17 protein-coding genes and 1 riboswitch are annotated in these 15,902 nt (G+C 64.8%); of the genes, 3 read left to right on the top strand and 14 right to left on the bottom strand.

The window, feature by feature from the left end; translation table 11 throughout:
- Nucleotides 1–210 precede the first annotated feature (210 nt).
- Nucleotides 211–840, top strand: a complete 630-nt coding sequence (locus QMG28_RS14135; RefSeq protein ID WP_281842961.1) for a sulfotransferase family 2 domain-containing protein — start codon at nucleotides 211–213, stop codon at nucleotides 838–840.
- 14 nt (nucleotides 841–854) lie between these two features.
- On the opposite strand, the gene cmk is transcribed toward QMG28_RS14135, so the two are convergent.
- The 5 genes from cmk to QMG28_RS14110 all read right to left on the bottom strand — a co-directional run bounded on the left by cmk (nucleotide 855) and on the right by QMG28_RS14110 (nucleotide 5,959).
- Complete coding sequence (gene cmk / locus QMG28_RS14130; protein WP_281842985.1) at nucleotides 855–1,463, bottom strand: (d)CMP kinase; 609 nt, start codon at nucleotides 1,461–1,463, stop codon at nucleotides 855–857.
- A gap of 538 nt (nucleotides 1,464–2,001) precedes the next feature.
- Complete coding sequence (locus tag QMG28_RS14125; RefSeq protein ID WP_281842960.1) at nucleotides 2,002–2,523, bottom strand: hypothetical protein; 522 nt, start codon at nucleotides 2,521–2,523, stop codon at nucleotides 2,002–2,004.
- Nucleotides 2,520–3,872 carry a 3-phosphoshikimate 1-carboxyvinyltransferase gene (gene aroA, locus QMG28_RS14120; protein ID WP_281842959.1) on the bottom strand — a complete coding sequence of 451 codons (1,353 nt, stop codon included), beginning with the start codon at nucleotides 3,870–3,872 and terminating at the stop codon, nucleotides 2,520–2,522. Before aroA ends, QMG28_RS14125 begins: the two co-directional genes overlap by 4 nt.
- A gap of 536 nt (nucleotides 3,873–4,408) precedes the next feature.
- Nucleotides 4,409–4,783, bottom strand: coding sequence for a GIY-YIG nuclease family protein (locus QMG28_RS14115; RefSeq protein ID WP_281842958.1), 375 nt, complete (start codon nucleotides 4,781–4,783; stop codon nucleotides 4,409–4,411).
- Nucleotides 4,784–4,996: 213 nt separating this feature from the next.
- A complete protein-coding gene (locus QMG28_RS14110; protein WP_281842984.1) occupies nucleotides 4,997–5,959 on the bottom strand; it encodes an IS1595 family transposase in 963 nt (320 codons plus the stop codon).
- A gap of 103 nt (nucleotides 5,960–6,062) precedes the next feature.
- Here QMG28_RS14110 and QMG28_RS14105 point away from each other — a divergent pair, with 103 nt between their 5' ends.
- Nucleotides 6,063–6,272, top strand: a complete 210-nt coding sequence (locus tag QMG28_RS14105) for a DUF6471 domain-containing protein (RefSeq protein ID WP_281842957.1) — start codon at nucleotides 6,063–6,065, stop codon at nucleotides 6,270–6,272.
- Nucleotides 6,230–7,000 carry a DUF8453 domain-containing protein gene (locus tag QMG28_RS14100; RefSeq protein ID WP_281842956.1) on the top strand — a complete coding sequence of 257 codons (771 nt, stop codon included), beginning with the start codon at nucleotides 6,230–6,232 and terminating at the stop codon, nucleotides 6,998–7,000. The genes QMG28_RS14105 and QMG28_RS14100 overlap by 43 nt, the downstream gene beginning before the upstream one ends.
- A 98-nt stretch (nucleotides 7,001–7,098) precedes the next feature.
- Here QMG28_RS14100 and trmB read toward each other — a convergent pair whose 3' ends face one another.
- From trmB to miaB, 9 genes are all read right to left on the bottom strand, one after another.
- A complete protein-coding gene (trmB, locus tag QMG28_RS14095; RefSeq protein ID WP_281842955.1) occupies nucleotides 7,099–7,812 on the bottom strand; it encodes a tRNA (guanine(46)-N(7))-methyltransferase TrmB in 714 nt (237 codons plus the stop codon).
- 96 nt (nucleotides 7,813–7,908) lie between these two features.
- Nucleotides 7,909–9,090 (bottom strand): methionine adenosyltransferase, encoded by a 1,182-nt coding sequence (metK, locus tag QMG28_RS14090; protein ID WP_281842954.1) that lies wholly within the window; start codon nucleotides 9,088–9,090, stop codon nucleotides 7,909–7,911.
- A 6-nt stretch (nucleotides 9,091–9,096) separates the two neighbouring features.
- A riboswitch (SAM-SAH riboswitch) is annotated at nucleotides 9,097–9,144 on the bottom strand.
- Between the two features lie 13 nt (nucleotides 9,145–9,157).
- Complete coding sequence (gene lnt, locus QMG28_RS14085) at nucleotides 9,158–10,720, bottom strand: apolipoprotein N-acyltransferase (protein WP_281842953.1); 1,563 nt, start codon at nucleotides 10,718–10,720, stop codon at nucleotides 9,158–9,160.
- Nucleotides 10,713–11,609 (bottom strand): hemolysin family protein, encoded by an 897-nt coding sequence (locus QMG28_RS14080; protein WP_281842952.1) that lies wholly within the window; start codon nucleotides 11,607–11,609, stop codon nucleotides 10,713–10,715. Before QMG28_RS14080 ends, lnt begins: the two co-directional genes overlap by 8 nt.
- Nucleotides 11,610–11,632: 23 nt before the next feature.
- Nucleotides 11,633–12,121 carry an rRNA maturation RNase YbeY gene (gene ybeY, locus QMG28_RS14075; protein WP_281842951.1) on the bottom strand — a complete coding sequence of 163 codons (489 nt, stop codon included), beginning with the start codon at nucleotides 12,119–12,121 and terminating at the stop codon, nucleotides 11,633–11,635.
- A gap of 87 nt (nucleotides 12,122–12,208) precedes the next feature.
- On the bottom strand, nucleotides 12,209–13,222 hold the full coding sequence (locus QMG28_RS14070; protein ID WP_281842950.1) for a PhoH family protein: 1,014 nt from the start codon (nucleotides 13,220–13,222) through the stop codon (nucleotides 12,209–12,211).
- Between the two features lie 167 nt (nucleotides 13,223–13,389).
- The gene (locus tag QMG28_RS14065; protein ID WP_281842949.1) at nucleotides 13,390–13,719 is read right to left on the bottom strand and encodes a hypothetical protein; all 330 of its coding nucleotides are present in this window, start codon (nucleotides 13,717–13,719) and stop codon (nucleotides 13,390–13,392) included.
- Nucleotides 13,716–14,234: an OmpA family protein gene (locus tag QMG28_RS14060; RefSeq protein ID WP_281842948.1), complete on the bottom strand. Its 519-nt coding sequence runs from the start codon at nucleotides 14,232–14,234 to the stop codon at nucleotides 13,716–13,718. Before QMG28_RS14060 ends, QMG28_RS14065 begins: the two co-directional genes overlap by 4 nt.
- A gap of 251 nt (nucleotides 14,235–14,485) precedes the next feature.
- A complete protein-coding gene (gene miaB, locus QMG28_RS14055; RefSeq protein WP_281842947.1) occupies nucleotides 14,486–15,805 on the bottom strand; it encodes a tRNA (N6-isopentenyl adenosine(37)-C2)-methylthiotransferase MiaB in 1,320 nt (439 codons plus the stop codon).
- Nucleotides 15,806–15,902 lie beyond the last annotated feature (97 nt).

The raw sequence follows: 15,902 nt of genomic DNA, 5'->3' as shown, positions 1-15,902 counted from the left end.
CCGGTCTTTCAGTGAGTTGCAGGCGCGGGTTACGCAAAACAAAGAGGGCCGGACACCCGACCCTGCTCGCTTTATTGTCTTACGGCGTTGTTTCCTTGCCTTGGCGCGGGGCTATACGGGCTTTCGGCCCGTCTGGCAAGGGCCGTTGAGGGGATTCCCCCGTTGAATGGGCAAGGTTATGCTCGCGCGCAGGTAGCAGGAAACGGTGACATGATCTCGCACGCGCACAAGACGGTCTTCGTCCATATCCCCAAATGCGGCGGGCAGAGCATCGAGGCGGCCTTTCTGCAAGATCTCGGGCTGAACTGGAAGGAACGCGCCGCGCTCCTGCTGCGGCCCAACGATGTGCCCAGCCTCGGCCCGCCCCGGCTCGCCCATCTGCTGGCGCGCGATTACGTGGCGCTTCACTATCTCAGCGCCGATCTGTTCGAGCGCTATTTCACCTTCGCCATCGTGCGCTCGCCCGTCGCGCGGGTGCTCTCCTCTTGCAATTACCTCGGGCACAAGAAGAGCCTGAGCCATTTCGTGCAGCACCGGCTCGCCCGCGCCTTCGAGGAGCGTGATCCGTTCACCGGCGATTTCTACTTCCTGCGCCCGCAGGTCGATTACCTGAACGATGCCGGCGGCGCGGCGCTGCTCGACCGCGTCTACCGCCTCGAAGAGCTGGACGGCGCGCGCGATGAGATCGCCGCGCGCAGCGGGCTTGCCACGCCGATCCCGCACAATAACCGTTCAACGCCAACAGCGGCACAAGCGGACCTCACGCAAGACGACCTCGCCGTCATCCATGCGCTGTACAAAGAAGATTTTGACGTGCTGGGATACCGCGCCACGCTCTGAGGCAGGCGCAGCGCTCAGCCCCGCCGCGCCTCGATCGCCGCGATCGCGGCGGCCACGGCATCGTCGATCGACAGATCCGACGTGTCGATCACCACGGCATCCTCCGCCGGCCTGAGCGGCGCGGTCGCGCGCTCGCTGTCGCGCTCGTCGCGCGCGATCACATCGGCCAGAACCTCCTCGCGGGTCACCTCATGGCCCGTCGCCGCCAGTTCGAGGTAGCGCCGCTCGGCGCGCACCTCCGGGCTTGCCGTCACAAACAGCTTCACCTGCGCTTCCGGGCAGATCACCGTGCCGATATCGCGCCCGTCCAGCACCGCGCCACCGGCCCGCGCAGCGAAAGCTCGTTGGAAATCCACCAGCGCCGCACGCACCTCCGGGTCCACCGCCACCTGGCTCGCGGCCTGCGCCACCTCAGGCGTGCGCAGCCCCTCGGCCTCAAGGTCTTCCGCCAGCAGCGCCTTTGCCGCGGCCAGACGGTCGGCGCCCTCGATCACCTTCCTGCCCACCGCCCGGTAGAGCAGCCCGGTATCGAGATGGGCAAAACCGAAATGCGCCGCCACGGCCTTCGACACCGTGCCCTTGCCCGCCGCCGCCGGCCCGTCGATCGCCACCGTGAATCCCATCTCGTCCCGCTCCTTCGTTGCCAATCCGGCCACCACCGCGCGCGTTACCGCCACGAAGATCACCGCTGCCAGCGCCGCCTGCAGGCTGCGCACCTTCCAGACGGTGAACAGGCTCGCCGCCTCGGCCATCGCGTCCTGGGCGAGCCCCCGGCGCAGCATCACCGCCACCTGGGCGTTTTCCAGCATATCGAAGGTGAAGTAAACGAGCGGCACCAGCGCCAGCGCCACCGCCAGCGGCCATGACCAGCCAACCGCCACCCGGTAGCCCGTCACCGCCAGAAACCCGGCCAGCGCCAGCGGCAGGAGCGTGTCCAGCAGGCGCTGCGGGCCGAGATAGAGCGCCTCCGCCGCCGGGCTGATCCGGGCCAGGAAGAGCCGGGCGTAGTCGGGCGAATAACCGTCGATCCAGAGGTCGAACATATCGAGCCCGCCCGCGCCCTCGCGGATCGCCGGGATGGTCCAGAAACGCATGGCGAGGAAGGCCGCAAGCGCGATCAGGCCGAACAGAACGGGAAGGACGCCGATCCGGCCCATCGCCTCAGCGGCCCCGGCGCAAGGCCGCCACCCCGCGCGCCGCCCATGCGAGACCGAGGATCGCGAGCGAGGCATTGACCAGGCGGTATTTCCACAGCGTTATCGCGCTCGCCCGGGCCACCATGTCGGGCGTCAGCCCGTCCGGGCCGGCGCGCAGCAACCCCGCCACCTTTGCGTTTTCCAGCATGTCGAGCACGAAATAGCCAAGCGGCACCAGCGCGAGCGCCACCGCCAGCGCAACCGACCAGCGCCGCAGCCCCAGCACGATCCCAAGCGCGAGCACGCCGAGAAAACCGATGGGAAAGATCGTGTCCGCCAGCCGTTGCGGCCCGAGATAGGCGGCAAGCCCCTCCGGCGTGAGCGCGGCCAGAAAGGCCCGCGCCTCGTCATAGGTATAGCCGCCGGTCCGGATGTCGAACGGCCGAAGCCCGCCCGCCTCGATCCGGGGCGCGGACCACAAAACCATCAGCGCCACCCCGGCCATCATCAGCGCGAGGCTGAGCCAGAAGGCGGCGCGCAGGCTCACCGGTTCGCCCTCTCGATCCGTGCGCCCAGCCCCGCCATCAGCGGCTCGAAGCCGGGGAAGCTGGTGGCAATCGGGCTGCCGTCATCCACGCTCACAGCCTTCTGCGCCGCCATCCCCAGCACCATGAAGCTCATCGCGATCCGGTGATCGAGCCGCGCCGCGGCGGTGCCGCCACCCGGCACGCCGCCGGGCCCCATACCCTGCACCACCATGAAGTCGGGGCCCTCCTCGACGGTCACGCCATTGGCCTCCAGCCCGCGCGCCATCGCGTCGATCCGGTCGCTTTCCTTCACGCGCAGTTCTTTCACCCCGACCATCTCGGTCTTGCCCTCGGCGAAGGCGGCGACGACCGAAAGCACCGGGTATTCGTCGATCATGCTGGCGGCGCGTTCCGGCGGCACACGGATGCCTTTCATGTTCGGCGAATAGCGCGCGCGCAGATCGGCCACCGGCTCGCCGCCTTCCTCGCGCGGGTTCTCATAAGTCAGATCCGCCCCCATCTCGCGCAGCGTCTCGAACAGCCCCGCCCGGGTGGGGTTCAGGCCGATATTCGGCACCAGCACATCCGACCCCTCGACGATCAGCGCGGCACAGACCGGGAAGGCAGCGGAAGAGGGATCGCGCGGCACGGCAATGCTCAGCGGCATCAGCTCCGGCTGGCCGGTGAGGGTGATCACGCGCCCCTCGGCGGTCTCCTCCACACCGATCTCGGCGCCGAAGCCCGCGAGCATCCGCTCGGTATGGTCACGGGTGGCTTCCTTTTCGATCACCACCGTCTGCCCCGGCGCATTCAGCCCCGCCAGAAGCACCGCCGATTTCACCTGCGCGCTCGGCACCGGGGTGACGTAGCGCACCGGCACCGGCTCGGCAGCACCGACGATGGTCATCGGCAGCCGCCCGCCCGCGCGCCCCACCGCCTGCGCGCCGAACAGCGCCAGCGGGTCGGTGATCCGCGCCATCGGGCGCGCGCGCAGGCTGGCATCGCCGGTGAAGGTGGCGGTGATCGGCGAGGTCGCCATCGCCCCCATGATCAGCCGCACGCCGGTGCCGGCATTGCCACAGTCGATCACGTCTTCCGGTTCGGCAAAACCGCCGACACCCACGCCATGCACGCGCCACTCGCCTTCTCCGAGCCGCGCCACGTCGGCGCCAAAGGCGCGCATCGCGGCGGCGGTGCCCAGCACGTCTTCGCCTTCCAGAAGCCCGGTGATGCGGGTTTCGCCCACCGCCAGCGCGCCGAGGATCAGCGCCCGGTGGCTGATCGACTTGTCGCCGGGCACACGCGCCTCGCCTGTCAGCGGCCCCGCCTTGCGCGAGGTCATGGGAATGGGATCACCGTGGCCGGACATATGCGTCTCCAGATTGCTTGGACCGGAGATAGCCCAAGGCGCAGAACGGGTCCATTCCCCACCCTTTCATCTTGCCAGAAATATCCGGCCTTATGTATCAAGCGCACCAAGAAAACGGAATCCCCGGCTAGGGGACTGCGCTATCCTGCGCCCATGCAGGACAAGACGATAGACAACGCGCTGTTGCGCCTTCACAGGCTGGCCATGAACGGAAAGCACGGTGGGCTAGAGCATATCCAGGTGCTTCTGCAATTGCGCGGCATCGAGCCAGCTTTCCAGCGTCTTTCACCGAAAGGCAGCTTGGGCCGGAACGGAACACGCCGGATTGCGTATCAGGCGCTTCAAGATGGCCCCAAGACAACGGCGCAGGTTGGCGAGCGCGTTCTGGCTATCAACCCACGACTGACGAAAAGGCAGGCCAACCATCGGGCTGACCTTGCGTTGAGGCGTATGCTGGGTGCGTGGCACGTAATACGGGAGAAGGGCGCTGCGGGGCGATGGGTGTGGAGGCTGGCCCCGTAGGGCCAGCCGATCTGTTACTTGCCGAAATTAGCAATATCAAACAGACTCAATGCGTTCACAGGAACGGATTGTTTGTTGCATGGAGGATTCAACGAATGTCTAAGTTCAGTTTCGATCCGAAGACGCTCGGCTGGCCCTGCGAGGAGATAACCGATATGCGTTGCCCCGAGCCTGCTGGCGCGCTCCAAGCCTTCGTGAGCACTCGCCCCGGTATTGAGGCGATCAAAGAGGTCGCCAGCTTCGCCAACATACAGTGGAGCGAAACCGCCAGTGACTTTCCTGCTGATGATGTAAACGCCACTCTTTTGCGGCAGAACAACCGGAATCTGCCAAAGTGAAAATTTATAGTGTTGCCCTTTAAGGCCGGGCCAGTTCCATCCAATGCTCATCGCTTTTTCTCCTTGCGATGCGCCGGATCGGACTTGACGCGAGTCACCCTGTATGCGAACTAAAAGGGGTGATCACACTTCTCAGTCCGACCCGACTGAGGTTGAAAATAGGAGCGGCAGGTTCGCAGACCTGACCGCTCCAATTTTTTTCTTTACCAAGAATCGCTTGCATGGTCTAGCGGCGTTCCTGTTTCCCCCCCACAACAAGTTGTGTCACGCCGCGCGCTGCCAGTAGCCTTTCCACTGACGGCTGACCGGCGCGCCCATCGCTTCCGCTACCAGACCGCGCGCCAGCGACCCGTTGTCGGTGCGGCGGTTGTCTTCCAGCCACGCGGCGTGGTTCGCGTACTGGTGTAGGTACTGCGGCGAGACGAAATGGTGTTGACCCTCAATCATCCGACGCAGGCGCGAGAAGAAGCTTTCCACCCAGTTCGTATGAACGCCGTTGAGGCTGTAGGCTTCCGAATGGTTGATGCGTTGGACGTCCCAACCGGCGTGCAGCAAGTCCCAATGGCTCGCCTCGTCGGCTGAAATCGTCGCCATGCGGTCAACGTGGACCTTCGCCAACTCAACGCCATCTGCTTCCGACTTGGCGACGAACGGGACAGTATCACCGTGACGCTCACGGAAGGCCACCACGACGCGGCGCTTGCCGGTCTGGTGGATACGCAGGCGACGGTCCTTGCGATCTTCGCGGCGATTGGCGGGGCGGATATGGCCGCCGAAATACGCGCCATCAACCTCAACGTGGCCGTCAAGAACCTCGCCGGTGTGAACCTCTTGCGCCATCGCTTCACGCAGCTTGTGCGCCAGCACGAAGGCCGTCTTGTATTGGCAATCCAGGTCGCGCGAAAGCTGGACCATCGAAACGCCCTTTGAGGCGTTCACGATGATGCAGATCGCCGCCAGAAGATCCACGAAGTCCATCTTGCGCGAAGCAAAGATGGTGCCGCTCGTCACCGAAAAATGGTGGTGGCAGGCTTTGCACTTGAACTTGCGACGGGTCGAAATGTCGTAGGTTTCTTCATGGCCGCAACGTGGGCAAACCGCCTCTCCGCCATTCTCCGGCCAGCGCATTTCGCAGAACGTGCGATACGCGGCTTCCTCTCCTGCCTTGTAGATCGAGCGAAGGCTAAGGGTGCGGGACGCTGCCGAGAGGAGAAAGTGTTGTGCCATTGTCATCATTTCCATTACTTACGTAACAGATATGATACCTAGACGTATCCATTTCAAGGGCATATATCATCAAATACGATACTTTTATCAAAATAGGTGAGATATGCCGACGCAAACAGAATGGGAAAGCCGGGCCGCAAATCTTCTCAAGTCTGAGTTGAAGCGGAAGGGCGTGACATACGCTCAATTGGCCGACATGATCGGAGACAAAGAGGTCAACATCAGGAACAAGTTGTCGCGTGGTAAATTCAGCGCGGCCTTTCTCATTCAATGTCTGAACACAGTTGGCGCAACGGTTTTGCACTTGGACTGACGGTCGGAATTGGGCTGACCCTACTTTTTGTATCTTGGCTTTCCTTCCATCCTGTCATGAATCCAACCGAGACCACGCAGGATAGCTATCGCCACACCAGTTCCGCAGGCCAAGAAAGCTATCAAAAACCCTATATCGACTGGAGTCGCCCGTGGGTAGGTGGTCCTGACACCATCGCTCAGTGGGTTATGGCGTTCTTCACTATTGGGGCCGTGTATTTGGTTTGGCGCACTCTCATTTCTACTCAGGATATGGTGAAGGACACCAGGCGCATTGGGGATGCCCAAACAAGGGCATACGTTGCCGTCGAATCGTGCACCATTGACGTCAGCGCTGACGTGATCAGATACAATTTGAAGATCAAGAACTTCGGTCATTCGCCCGCAACGCAAATAAGATCGCGCATTTCTTGGGAGGTCTCCGAAGGAGAATTCCAAGAACAATGGATGAGTGACTTGGGGGACGGCCATAGCATCGGTCCAATTCCTCCGGGAAGCTACGTGACCCACGATGGGAACACGCTTGATGTCAAACAAATCGAGTACCAACTTAGCCGCGCTGAAATCAATAACATCAACGCTGGTAGTTCTACATTCTGGATATTCGGAGAAATCACATATCGAACACTCGAAAGGATCAATGCCGTATCTACCATCTGCGGATTTGCTTCCCAGCAACACGGTCGCTGGGTCTTGAGGATCTGCAGTACAGGTAACGACATGACATAGCGCCAGCACGAAGATCAGCGCCCCAATCATCACTCAACCCTCTGGCTGGTGCGTTTGATACATAAGGCCGGAAATATCCCCGCCGGAGGCAAGAAAGTTCAATCCCGCCGGAAGGTCAGGTAATGCGGCACCCGCCCCTCGCGCAGCGCCTTCTGCTCGTAGCGGGTGGACATCCAGTCATCCCAGGGCGCGCGCCAATCCGCCGGGCGCTCGGCCTGCCAGACGAACCCGGCGCGCGGCACCTCTTCCAGCGCCTGGCGCACATAATCGGGAATATCGGTGGCGATGCGCAGCTCGGCGCCCGGCGTCATCACCCGCGCCAACTCGCCCAAATAATCCGGCGTCACGAAGCGGCGGCGGTGGTGGCGCTTTTTCGGCCAGGGGTCAGGGTAGAGCACGAAAGCCTTTTCCACCACTCCGTCCGGCAACACGTCGAACAGATCGCGCACGTCGCCGGGATGAACGCGCAGGTTCTCCACCCCCGCCTTGCGGATCTTGCCCAGCAGCATGGCAACGCCGTTGATATAGGGCTCGCAGCCGATGATCCCCACTTCGGGGTGCATGGCAGCCTGATGCACCAGGTGTTCGCCACCGCCAAACCCCACTTCGAGCCAGAGCGGCCTGCCGCCGAACAGCGCCGTCAGGTCGAGCGGCGTGCGGTCGGGGTTTTCCTCCCAGCCGACCGCGCCCGGCGAGAGCGCGGCCAGGTCTTCGTCCAGATAGGTCTGCTGGCTGTCGCGCAGGTGCTTGCCCTTGAGACGGCCATAGAAGTTGCGCCAGGGCGCGCCGGTGGGATGGGTGCGTTTGGTCATGGCGCGCTGTCTAGCCGACCGCCCGCAGAGGTCAAGCCTCGCGGTGCCGCGCGGCTCGTCGCACCGTCAAACGCCCGGCCGCGCCCGGCCAACGCCTCAGACAGCCGCCTTCAGCGCCGCCACCAGATCGGTCTTTTCCCAGGAAAACGCCCCGTCCGCCTCCGGCGCGCGGCCGAAATGGCCATAGGCCGCCGTGCGCTGGTAGATCGGCCGGTTCAGCCCCAGATGCGTGCGGATGCCGCGCGGGGTCAGGTCCATCACCGCGCGCACTGCACGCTCGATCTCGGCCTCGCCGACCTCGCCGGTGCCATGCGTGTCGACATAGATCGACAGCGGCTCGGCCACGCCGATGGCATAGGAAAGCTGCAGCGTGCAGCGCTCGGCCAGCCCCGCCGCCACCACGTTCTTGGCAAGGTAGCGCGCGGCATAGGCCGCCGAGCGGTCCACCTTGGTCGGGTCCTTGCCGGAAAACGCCCCGCCCCCATGCGGCGCGGCGCCGCCATAGGTATCGACGATGATCTTGCGGCCCGTGAGCCCTGCATCGCCATCCGGCCCGCCGATCACGAACTTGCCGGTCGGGTTCACATGCCACACCGTCTCCGGCGTCACCCAGCCCTCCGGCAGCACATCCACGATATGCGGCGCGACCATGGCGCGCACATCCTCCGGCGTCATCGAGGCATCGAGATGCTGGGTCGACAGCACGATCTGGCTCGCCCGCACCGGCCGGCCATCTTCATAGCGGATCGAAAGCTGGCTCTTGGCATCCGGCCCCATCCAGCCCTCGGCGCCGGTCTTGCGCAGCTCCGAAAGCCGTCGCAGGATGGCATGGGCATAGAGGATCGGGGCGGGCATGAGCTCGGGCGTTTCGTTCACCGCATAGCCGAACATGATGCCCTGATCGCCAGCGCCCTCGTCCTTGTCATGGGCCGCGTCGACCCCCTGGGCGATATCGGCGGATTGGGCATGCAGGAGGTTGGTCACCTCCAGATTGCGCCAGTCGAACCCGTCCTGCTCATAGCCGATCTCCTGCACGCAATCGCGCACGATGGAATCGACCCGATCCTTGAAGTCGATCACCTTTTCCTCGGTCGACATCTTGAGCTCGCCGCCAACGACGACGCGGTTGGTCGTGGCAAAGGTCTCGCATGCTACCCGTGCTTCGGGCTCCTCGGAAAAGATCGCGTCGAGGACCGCGTCGGAAATCCGGTCGCAGACCTTGTCTGGGTGTCCTTCGGAGACGGATTCCGAAGTGAACGTGTAGTTTTGCCGTGCCATGAGGGATGCTCCAATATGTAAATCCGTCACGCCAGGAAGCCGTTGTGACGGTTGCGACAGACCTGCGTTACCCGGCCCTACGGGATGGGTCAACGGGATTCCGCCGTGCCACCGCGAACCATCCAAGCACAAGCACGATTGCAGCGCCAAGCGGCAGATCGCCCCAGTCTGCATAGAAGGTGGGCGGCAGCGCACCGGGGAGCGGCGCATCGAGCTTGCCTGCGACGTTGAGCGGCAGCGCCGCGGTGACATGGCCGCGCGCGTCGATCACCGCGCTCACGCCGGTATTGGCCGCCCGCACGAAGGGCAGGCCAAACTCGATCGCCCTGAAGCGTGCCTGCGCCAGATGCTGCTGCGGCCCGGAGAACGTGCCGAACCAGGCATCGTTGGTGAGCTGCACAATCCAGTCCGCCCGCCCCGGCGCGGCGCGCAGATCGGCGGGAAAGATCGCTTCGTAGCAGATCAGCGGCAGCGCGGTGCCGAGCGGCTCGGGCAAGGTGAGAAGCGCCGCGCCGGGGCCGGGCGAATAGCCATAGCCCTCGCGCGCGGCGAGACCGTGGATGCCGAAGCCGTCAAGCAGATCGCCCAGCGGCATATATTCGCCAAACGGCACAAGCTGATGCTTGTCGTAATATTGCCCGGCCTTGCCGTCCGCGTCGAACAGCACCAGCGTGTTATAGCCCCGGCGCCCCTCCAGCCGGCGAATTCCGGCAATCGCCCGGGCCGGGGCGGCGGCGGCGGCAATCTCGGCCTGAATATCCGGCGCATCGCCCAGGAGCGTCGGCACCGCCGTCTCCGGCCAGATCACCAGATCGGGCGCGGGGCCCTCCGCCGCTTCGCCGGTCAGCGCCATGGCGCGATCGTAAAACACCCCGATCCAGTCCGGCTCCCATTTCAGATGCTGCGGCGCATTGGGCTGGACAAGCCGCAGAATCACCGGCCCGGCCCGATCCGGCACCGCGCCCCGGCCAATCGCGCCGCCGATGACAAGCGCCGCCGCAAACCCGGCCAGCACCGCGATGCCGCCGGGCACATGCCGGCGCGCGAGCGCCGTCCACAGCGCCGCCGCGCCAAGGAAGGTGAGCACCGACAGACCAAAGGCCCCGACGCCCCCGGCAAGCTGCGCCGCCCCGGTATCGACCCAGGCCAGCCCCGGCCCGCCCCAGGGAAAGCCGGTGAACACCGTGCCGCGCGCATATTCCGCTGCCCCCATCGCGGCAGCGAACCCGAGCCAGCCGAACCGGCCCGAAGGCGCGAGCCAGCGCGCGAGGGCAAAACCAAGCCCCCAGAACAGCGCCATCCCCCCGGCCATGAAGATCAGCGCGAACGGGGCCATCCAGCCGTGGCGGCCGATATCGACAAGGAAGGGCTGCACGATCCAGACCAGCGTCAGCCCGAAATAGCCAAGGCCCACGGCCCAGCCGGTCAGCGCCGCCTTGCGCAGCCGGGGCGCGGCCCCGAGCAGGGCATAGGCCCCGGCCAGGCCGAGAACCGTCGCAGGCCAGAGCCCGAATGGCGCCTGCCCCAGCGCCGCCAGCACGCCCAGCGCCAACCCGGCGGCGAGCACGCGCCACCAGCGCCGTTCCAGCCAGGCGGGCAGCCGTGTCCAGCCCGGGCCGCGATCAGGCATGAACGAGCGATTTGGGCAATTGCACGCGCAGCCGCTTGATCCGGCGCGGATCGGCATCGACGATCTCGAACTCCGCGCCACTGGGATGCAGGATCACCTCGCCACGCGCCGGCACATGGCCGGCGATCAGAAAGACGAGGCCGCCCAGCGTGTCCACCTCATCCTCGTCCGGCTCCATGCCCCGAAGCGGCATTCCGATCTCGGCCTCGAACTCGTCGAGCGGCGCCCGGCTTTCGGCAAGATACACCCCGGGCGCCTCGTTCAGCCAAAGCGCGCCTTCCTCCAGGTCGTGCTCGTCCTCGATCTCGCCGATCACCTGTTCGATCAGGTCTTCGATGGTAACCAGCCCGTCGACCCCGCCATATTCGTCGATCACCAGCGCCATGTGGGTGCGCTCGGTCTGCATCTTCTGAAGCAGAACGCCGATCGGCATCGAGGGCGGCGCGAAGAGAAGCGGGCGCAGCAGCTTGCGCAACACATAGCGTTCGCCCTTGCCGTCGAAGCCATGGGTCAGCGCGAAATCCTTCAGATGGACAAGGCCCGCCGGGCTGTCGAGCGTGCCATTGAACACCGGCACCCGGCTCAGCCCGGACTGGCGGAACACTTCCACAAGATCATTCTTCGAGATGCTGACCGGCACCGAGACGATCTCGGCCTTGGGGATCATCACGTCCTCGACGCGCATCCGCCGCAGATTGACCATGCCGGGAACAGGGCTTGCATTTGCCGCCTGCGCCGCCCGCTCGGCAGCTTCCGGCACCGGCCCACCGGTCTCGCCGGGGCTGAGCGCCCCGATAATGCGGCCGAAAAATCCGCCGCGTCGTTCGTCGCTCTCATCGTCCAGCGCGCTTTGCGCTGCGCTAGAAGAGCCCTCGATACTGTCGCCCATCTGTCCTTCCGTTTCACCGGGCATCATGCGCCCGCATCCCCATATGGGTCCGCGATCCCCAGTTTGCCAAGTATTTCCACCTCCAACCCTTCCATCAGGGCCGCATCTTTGTCGTCGATGTGGTCATAACCCAACAGATGCAGGGTGCCATGCACCAGAAGATGGCTCACATGGGTTTCCATTTCCTTACCCGCCGCGGCGGCTTCCCGCGCACAGGTCTCCCAGGCGATGGCGATATCGCCCAGCTCCATGTCCCCGGGCGGCAGCGGGTCGCCGCCGGGTTCTTCGGCGCCCCGCTCCTCGCTCGGCCAGGAGAGCACGTTGGTCGCCATGGGCTTGTCGCGGAAATCGCCGTTGAGCACGGCGATCCGCGCATCGTCGCAGGCGAGCAGGCTGATCTCCGCCCCGGCGATCCCGAGATGCTCCAGCGCCGCGCCACAGGCGCGCCCGGCCAAAGCCTCCAAATCCAGCCCGGCCCAGCGCTCATCCTCGATGATCAGATCGACACTCATCTTCTTCGTTCTTCAAATACCTCGGGGGGTCACAGGGGGGCAGCGCCCCCCTCCGGCAAAGCTGTGCGGCGCAGCCGCTCCGCCGGATCACCGGCGCGCGGGGTCGGCGGCGTCATAGGCTTCGATGATCTTGGCCACAAGCGGATGACGCACCACGTCTTTCGAGGTGAAGTAGTTGAAGCTGATATCGTCGATGCCTTTCAGCAGGCTCTCGGCGTCGCGCAGGCCCGAATCCACGCCGCGCGGCAGGTCCACCTGGGAGCGGTCGCCGGTGATCACCATCCGGCTGCCCTCGCCCAGACGGGTGAGAAACATCTTCATCTGCATGGTCGTGGCGTTCTGCGCCTCGTCGAGCACCACGAAGGCATTGCTGAGCGTGCGGCCGCGCATGAAGGCGAGCGGCGCGATCTCGATGCGCTTTTCCTCGATCAGCTTGGCCACCTGCTTGCCGGGCAGGAAATCGTTCAGCGCGTCGTAGAGCGGCTGCATGTAGGGATCGACCTTGTCCTTCATGTCGCCGGGCAGGTAGCCGAGCTTTTCGCCCGCTTCCACCGCCGGGCGGCTGAGGATGATCCGGTCGACATGGCCGCCGATAAACATGTTCACCCCGACCGCCACGGCCAGATAGGTCTTGCCCGTGCCCGCCGGGCCGATGCCGAAGGCAAGCTCGTTGCGGAACAGGTTCTGCACATAGGCGCTCTGGGCCTCGGTGCGCGGCTCCACCAGCTTCTTGCGGGTCTTGATCTCGACCCGCCCGCCCTTGAACAGCTCCATCTGGTCGCCGTCATGGCTGTCATCGTCGGTTCCGCCCATGCGGATCTCGCCGTCGATATCGCCCGCCTCGACGCTGCGCCCGGTTTCGAGCCGGTCGTAGAGCGCGTGCAGCACATTGGCCGCCTGCCCGCGCGCCAGCGGATCGCCGTGGATCGCAAGCTGGTTGCCGCGGCGCAGGATCTGCACGTCGAGCTGGTGTTCGATCTGGGCGAGGTTGCGGTCGAACTGGCCGCACAGGTCGATGAGCAGGCGATTGTCGGGAAACTCCAGCAGGGTTTCGTGACTGTCTTCGATCTTCGGCGGGGTGCTCAGCGCATCAATGCCCAATAAAGGTCTCCGTGAAATAGGTGCCCGTGCCTGGATGGTGCACCCGCTTGGTGAGTCACGCAAGATATTGTGGGAAAATTTCACATGGCTGATACAAAAATGACCGCGGGCTGTGCTCCCGCGGCCATTTCCGGTGCATTTGTACAAGGCCGTTGCGGCCCACCGCCTTACGGCAGGATGTCGAACAGGTCGTCCGACGCCCGGTGATCGCCGACCACGGCGCCACGCGGAATACGGTTGTCGCAGACCGGCAGGCCCGAGCGCGGATCGGAGCGGGTCGAGGCATAGCCTTCCACCCCTTCGTCCACGATCCAGGCCTGGCAGCCATCCGGCGTCACCGCCACGGCGGCTTTGCCATCGCGCGGGCCAAGCCCGTCGCCAAAGGAACTGTCACGGTCCTGCGCGATCAGCGGAACGCCGTTGGAGGTGGTGGTCGACATACAGCCCGCAAGGGCGATCGGCGCGATCAGCGCGGCAAGAAAGAGTTTCCGGGTCATTGCGGGTACCTGTAGCAAACGATTTCAACACGACGGTTCTTCTGCATGTTCGCGGCCGAGTTGTTCGGCGCGAGCGGACGGCGCTCGCCGAAGCCGAGCACCCGGTCGATCATGGCGCCGGAGCCGCGGCCAACCGCGGCCACCGCGTCGGCGCGGCGCTGCGAAAGACGCATGTTGTACTCGTCCGATGCGCGGCTGTCGGTATGGCCGTAGATCGCATAGGCGAAGGCCCCCGCCGAAGCGAAGAAGTCCTGCAGCCACTTGCGGCCCGTCGCCGTCAGCTGGGCGCTGTCGGTGGCGAAGAGCACGTCGGTGTTGGGCACCGCGCAGGTATTGCGCTCAAGGCACATATGCTGGCCCGTCTTCGGATCGCGCCGCGGCGTCATGTAGCCTTCGAGGCCGCCATCGGCCCACCAATGCATACATCCGTCGGGATCGACCCAGAGACCCCACTTGATGGCACTCGTTACGGTGACTTCCTGTTGGGCGGTGGCAGCCGTCCCGAATGTCGCCACGGCGGCGAGGCCCAGACCAACCGCAAGCGCAGCCGTCCTGAACCGAGAAAGAAACTGATATTGCACGCTATATCCCCCAAGATCGCCGCGTTTATCGCGACAAAGTGCTTTGTGCGCATCAGGTTAGACCGAAGCGCATTCGGGTGTAAATGCCCACCCGCAAGATAGCCTGTGCAAAATGAGCGCATCCCGTCATTCGGCAGCGCGACGTGTCGACAAAGGGCGGCGCGAAGCAGCGGCCCGCGGCTGGCTCAGACCAGCGCCCCGGCGAGCGAATTCGGCCCGGCTTCGGTGATTCTCACCCGGCGCAGATCACCCGGCGCAATCCCATCGGCGGTGACGTGAACCGCGTGCAGATAATCGGACTTGCCCACCATCTGCCCCGCCATCCGGCCCGGCTTTTCGAACAGCACGCCGATCTCGCGCCCGACCATCCCGGCCATCACCGCCGCTGCCTGCTCATTGATAAGCGCCTGCAGCCGCTGCAGCCGGTCGCTGGCCTCGGCGGCATCCACCTGCGGCCGTTCCGCCGCCGGCGTGCCCGGGCGCGGGCTGTATTTGAAGCTGAAGGCCTGGCCGTAATGCACCGCCCGGATCAGCGCCATCGTGTCCTCGAAGTCCTTTGCCGTCTCTTCGGGGAAGCCGACGATGAAATCGCCCGAGATCAGGATATCGGGCCGGGCGGCGCGGATGCGCTCGATCAGCCGCAGATATTCCTCGGCGGTATGGCTGCGGTTCATCCGCTTGAGGATGCGGTCAGACCCCGACTGCACCGGCAGATGAAGGTAGGGCATGAGCTTGTCCACCTCGCCATGCGCGGCGATCAGATCGTCCGACATGTCGTTGGGGTGGCTGGTGGTGAAGCGGATGCGCTCCAGCCCGTCCACCCGCGCCAGTTCGCGGATCAGCCGGGCGAGCGACCAGTCGCCATCCTCGCCCGCGCCGTGATAGGCATTCACGTTCTGGCCCAGAAGCGTGATCTCGCGCACGCCCTTTTCCACCAGGTCGCGCGCCTCGCGCAGAATGCGCTCCGCCGGGCGGCTCACTTCGGCGCCACGGGTATAGGGCACGACGCAGAAGGCGCAGAACTTGTCGCAGCCTTCCTGCACGGTCAGAAAGGCCGTTGGCCCGCGCCTGGCCTTGGGCCGCGCCTTCAGCTCCTCGAACTTGTCTTCGGCGGGAAAGTCGGTGTCGACCACCTTTTCGCCCTTGCCCGCCTTCGCCACCATATCGGGCAGGCGGTGATAGGTCTGCGGCCCGACGACGAGGTCCACCATCGGCTGGCGGGCAATGATCTCTTCGCCCTCGGCCTGCGCCACACAGCCGGCGACGCCGATCTTGAGGTCAGGCTTCGCCGCCTTCAGATCCTTGTAGCGCCCAAGCTCGGAATAGACCTTCTCCGCCGCCTTCTCGCGGATATGGCAGGTGTTGAGCAGGATCATGTCGGCGTCGTCCGGGCTGTCGGTCTCGACATAGCCCTCCGCACCCAGCGCCTCGGCCATGCGCTCGCTGTCATAGACGTTCATCTGGCACCCATAGGTGCGGATGAAGAGCTTCTTGATGTCGGTCATGTCGCGCTCCGGATAACAAGGCGCTGTCCTAACGCAACACCCCCTCGCCCGCAACGGTTGCATTGCACCTGCGGATCGGAGAATCTGCCGGCGATAA

The sequence above is a fragment of the Sinisalibacter aestuarii genome (assembly GCF_027923545.1).
Classification (GTDB): Bacteria; Pseudomonadota; Alphaproteobacteria; order Rhodobacterales; family Rhodobacteraceae; genus Sinisalibacter; species Sinisalibacter aestuarii.
Note: the sequence above shows the minus strand (reverse complement) of the source record. Positions and strands in the feature narration are given on the sequence as shown.

Excerpts from the sequence above, each read along its gene's own strand:
- aroA (WP_281842959.1), bottom strand. The coding sequence starts at position 3,872 with ATGTCCGGCCACGGTGATCCCATTCCCATGACCTCGCGCAAGGCGGGG.
- QMG28_RS14115 (WP_281842958.1), bottom strand. The coding sequence starts at position 4,783 with ATGAGCATTGGATGGAACTGGCCCGGCCTTAAAGGGCAACACTATAAA.
- QMG28_RS14105 (WP_281842957.1), top strand. The coding sequence starts at position 6,063 with ATGCCGACGCAAACAGAATGGGAAAGCCGGGCCGCAAATCTTCTCAAG.
- metK (WP_281842954.1), bottom strand. The coding sequence starts at position 9,090 with ATGGCACGGCAAAACTACACGTTCACTTCGGAATCCGTCTCCGAAGGA.
- miaB (WP_281842947.1), bottom strand. The coding sequence starts at position 15,805 with ATGACCGACATCAAGAAGCTCTTCATCCGCACCTATGGGTGCCAGATG.
- QMG28_RS14065 (WP_281842949.1), bottom strand. The coding sequence starts at position 13,719 with ATGACCCGGAAACTCTTTCTTGCCGCGCTGATCGCGCCGATCGCCCTT.
- lnt (WP_281842953.1), bottom strand. The coding sequence starts at position 10,720 with ATGCCTGATCGCGGCCCGGGCTGGACACGGCTGCCCGCCTGGCTGGAA.
- trmB (WP_281842955.1), bottom strand. The coding sequence starts at position 7,812 with ATGACCAAACGCACCCATCCCACCGGCGCGCCCTGGCGCAACTTCTAT.
- QMG28_RS14080 (WP_281842952.1), bottom strand. The coding sequence starts at position 11,609 with ATGGGCGACAGTATCGAGGGCTCTTCTAGCGCAGCGCAAAGCGCGCTG.
- QMG28_RS14110 (WP_281842984.1), bottom strand. The coding sequence starts at position 5,959 with ATGGCACAACACTTTCTCCTCTCGGCAGCGTCCCGCACCCTTAGCCTT.
- QMG28_RS14100 (WP_281842956.1), top strand. The coding sequence starts at position 6,230 with ATGTCTGAACACAGTTGGCGCAACGGTTTTGCACTTGGACTGACGGTC.
- cmk (WP_281842985.1), bottom strand. The coding sequence starts at position 1,463 with ATGGGATTCACGGTGGCGATCGACGGGCCGGCGGCGGCGGGCAAGGGC.
- ybeY (WP_281842951.1), bottom strand. The coding sequence starts at position 12,121 with ATGAGTGTCGATCTGATCATCGAGGATGAGCGCTGGGCCGGGCTGGAT.
- QMG28_RS14135 (WP_281842961.1), top strand. The coding sequence starts at position 211 with ATGATCTCGCACGCGCACAAGACGGTCTTCGTCCATATCCCCAAATGC.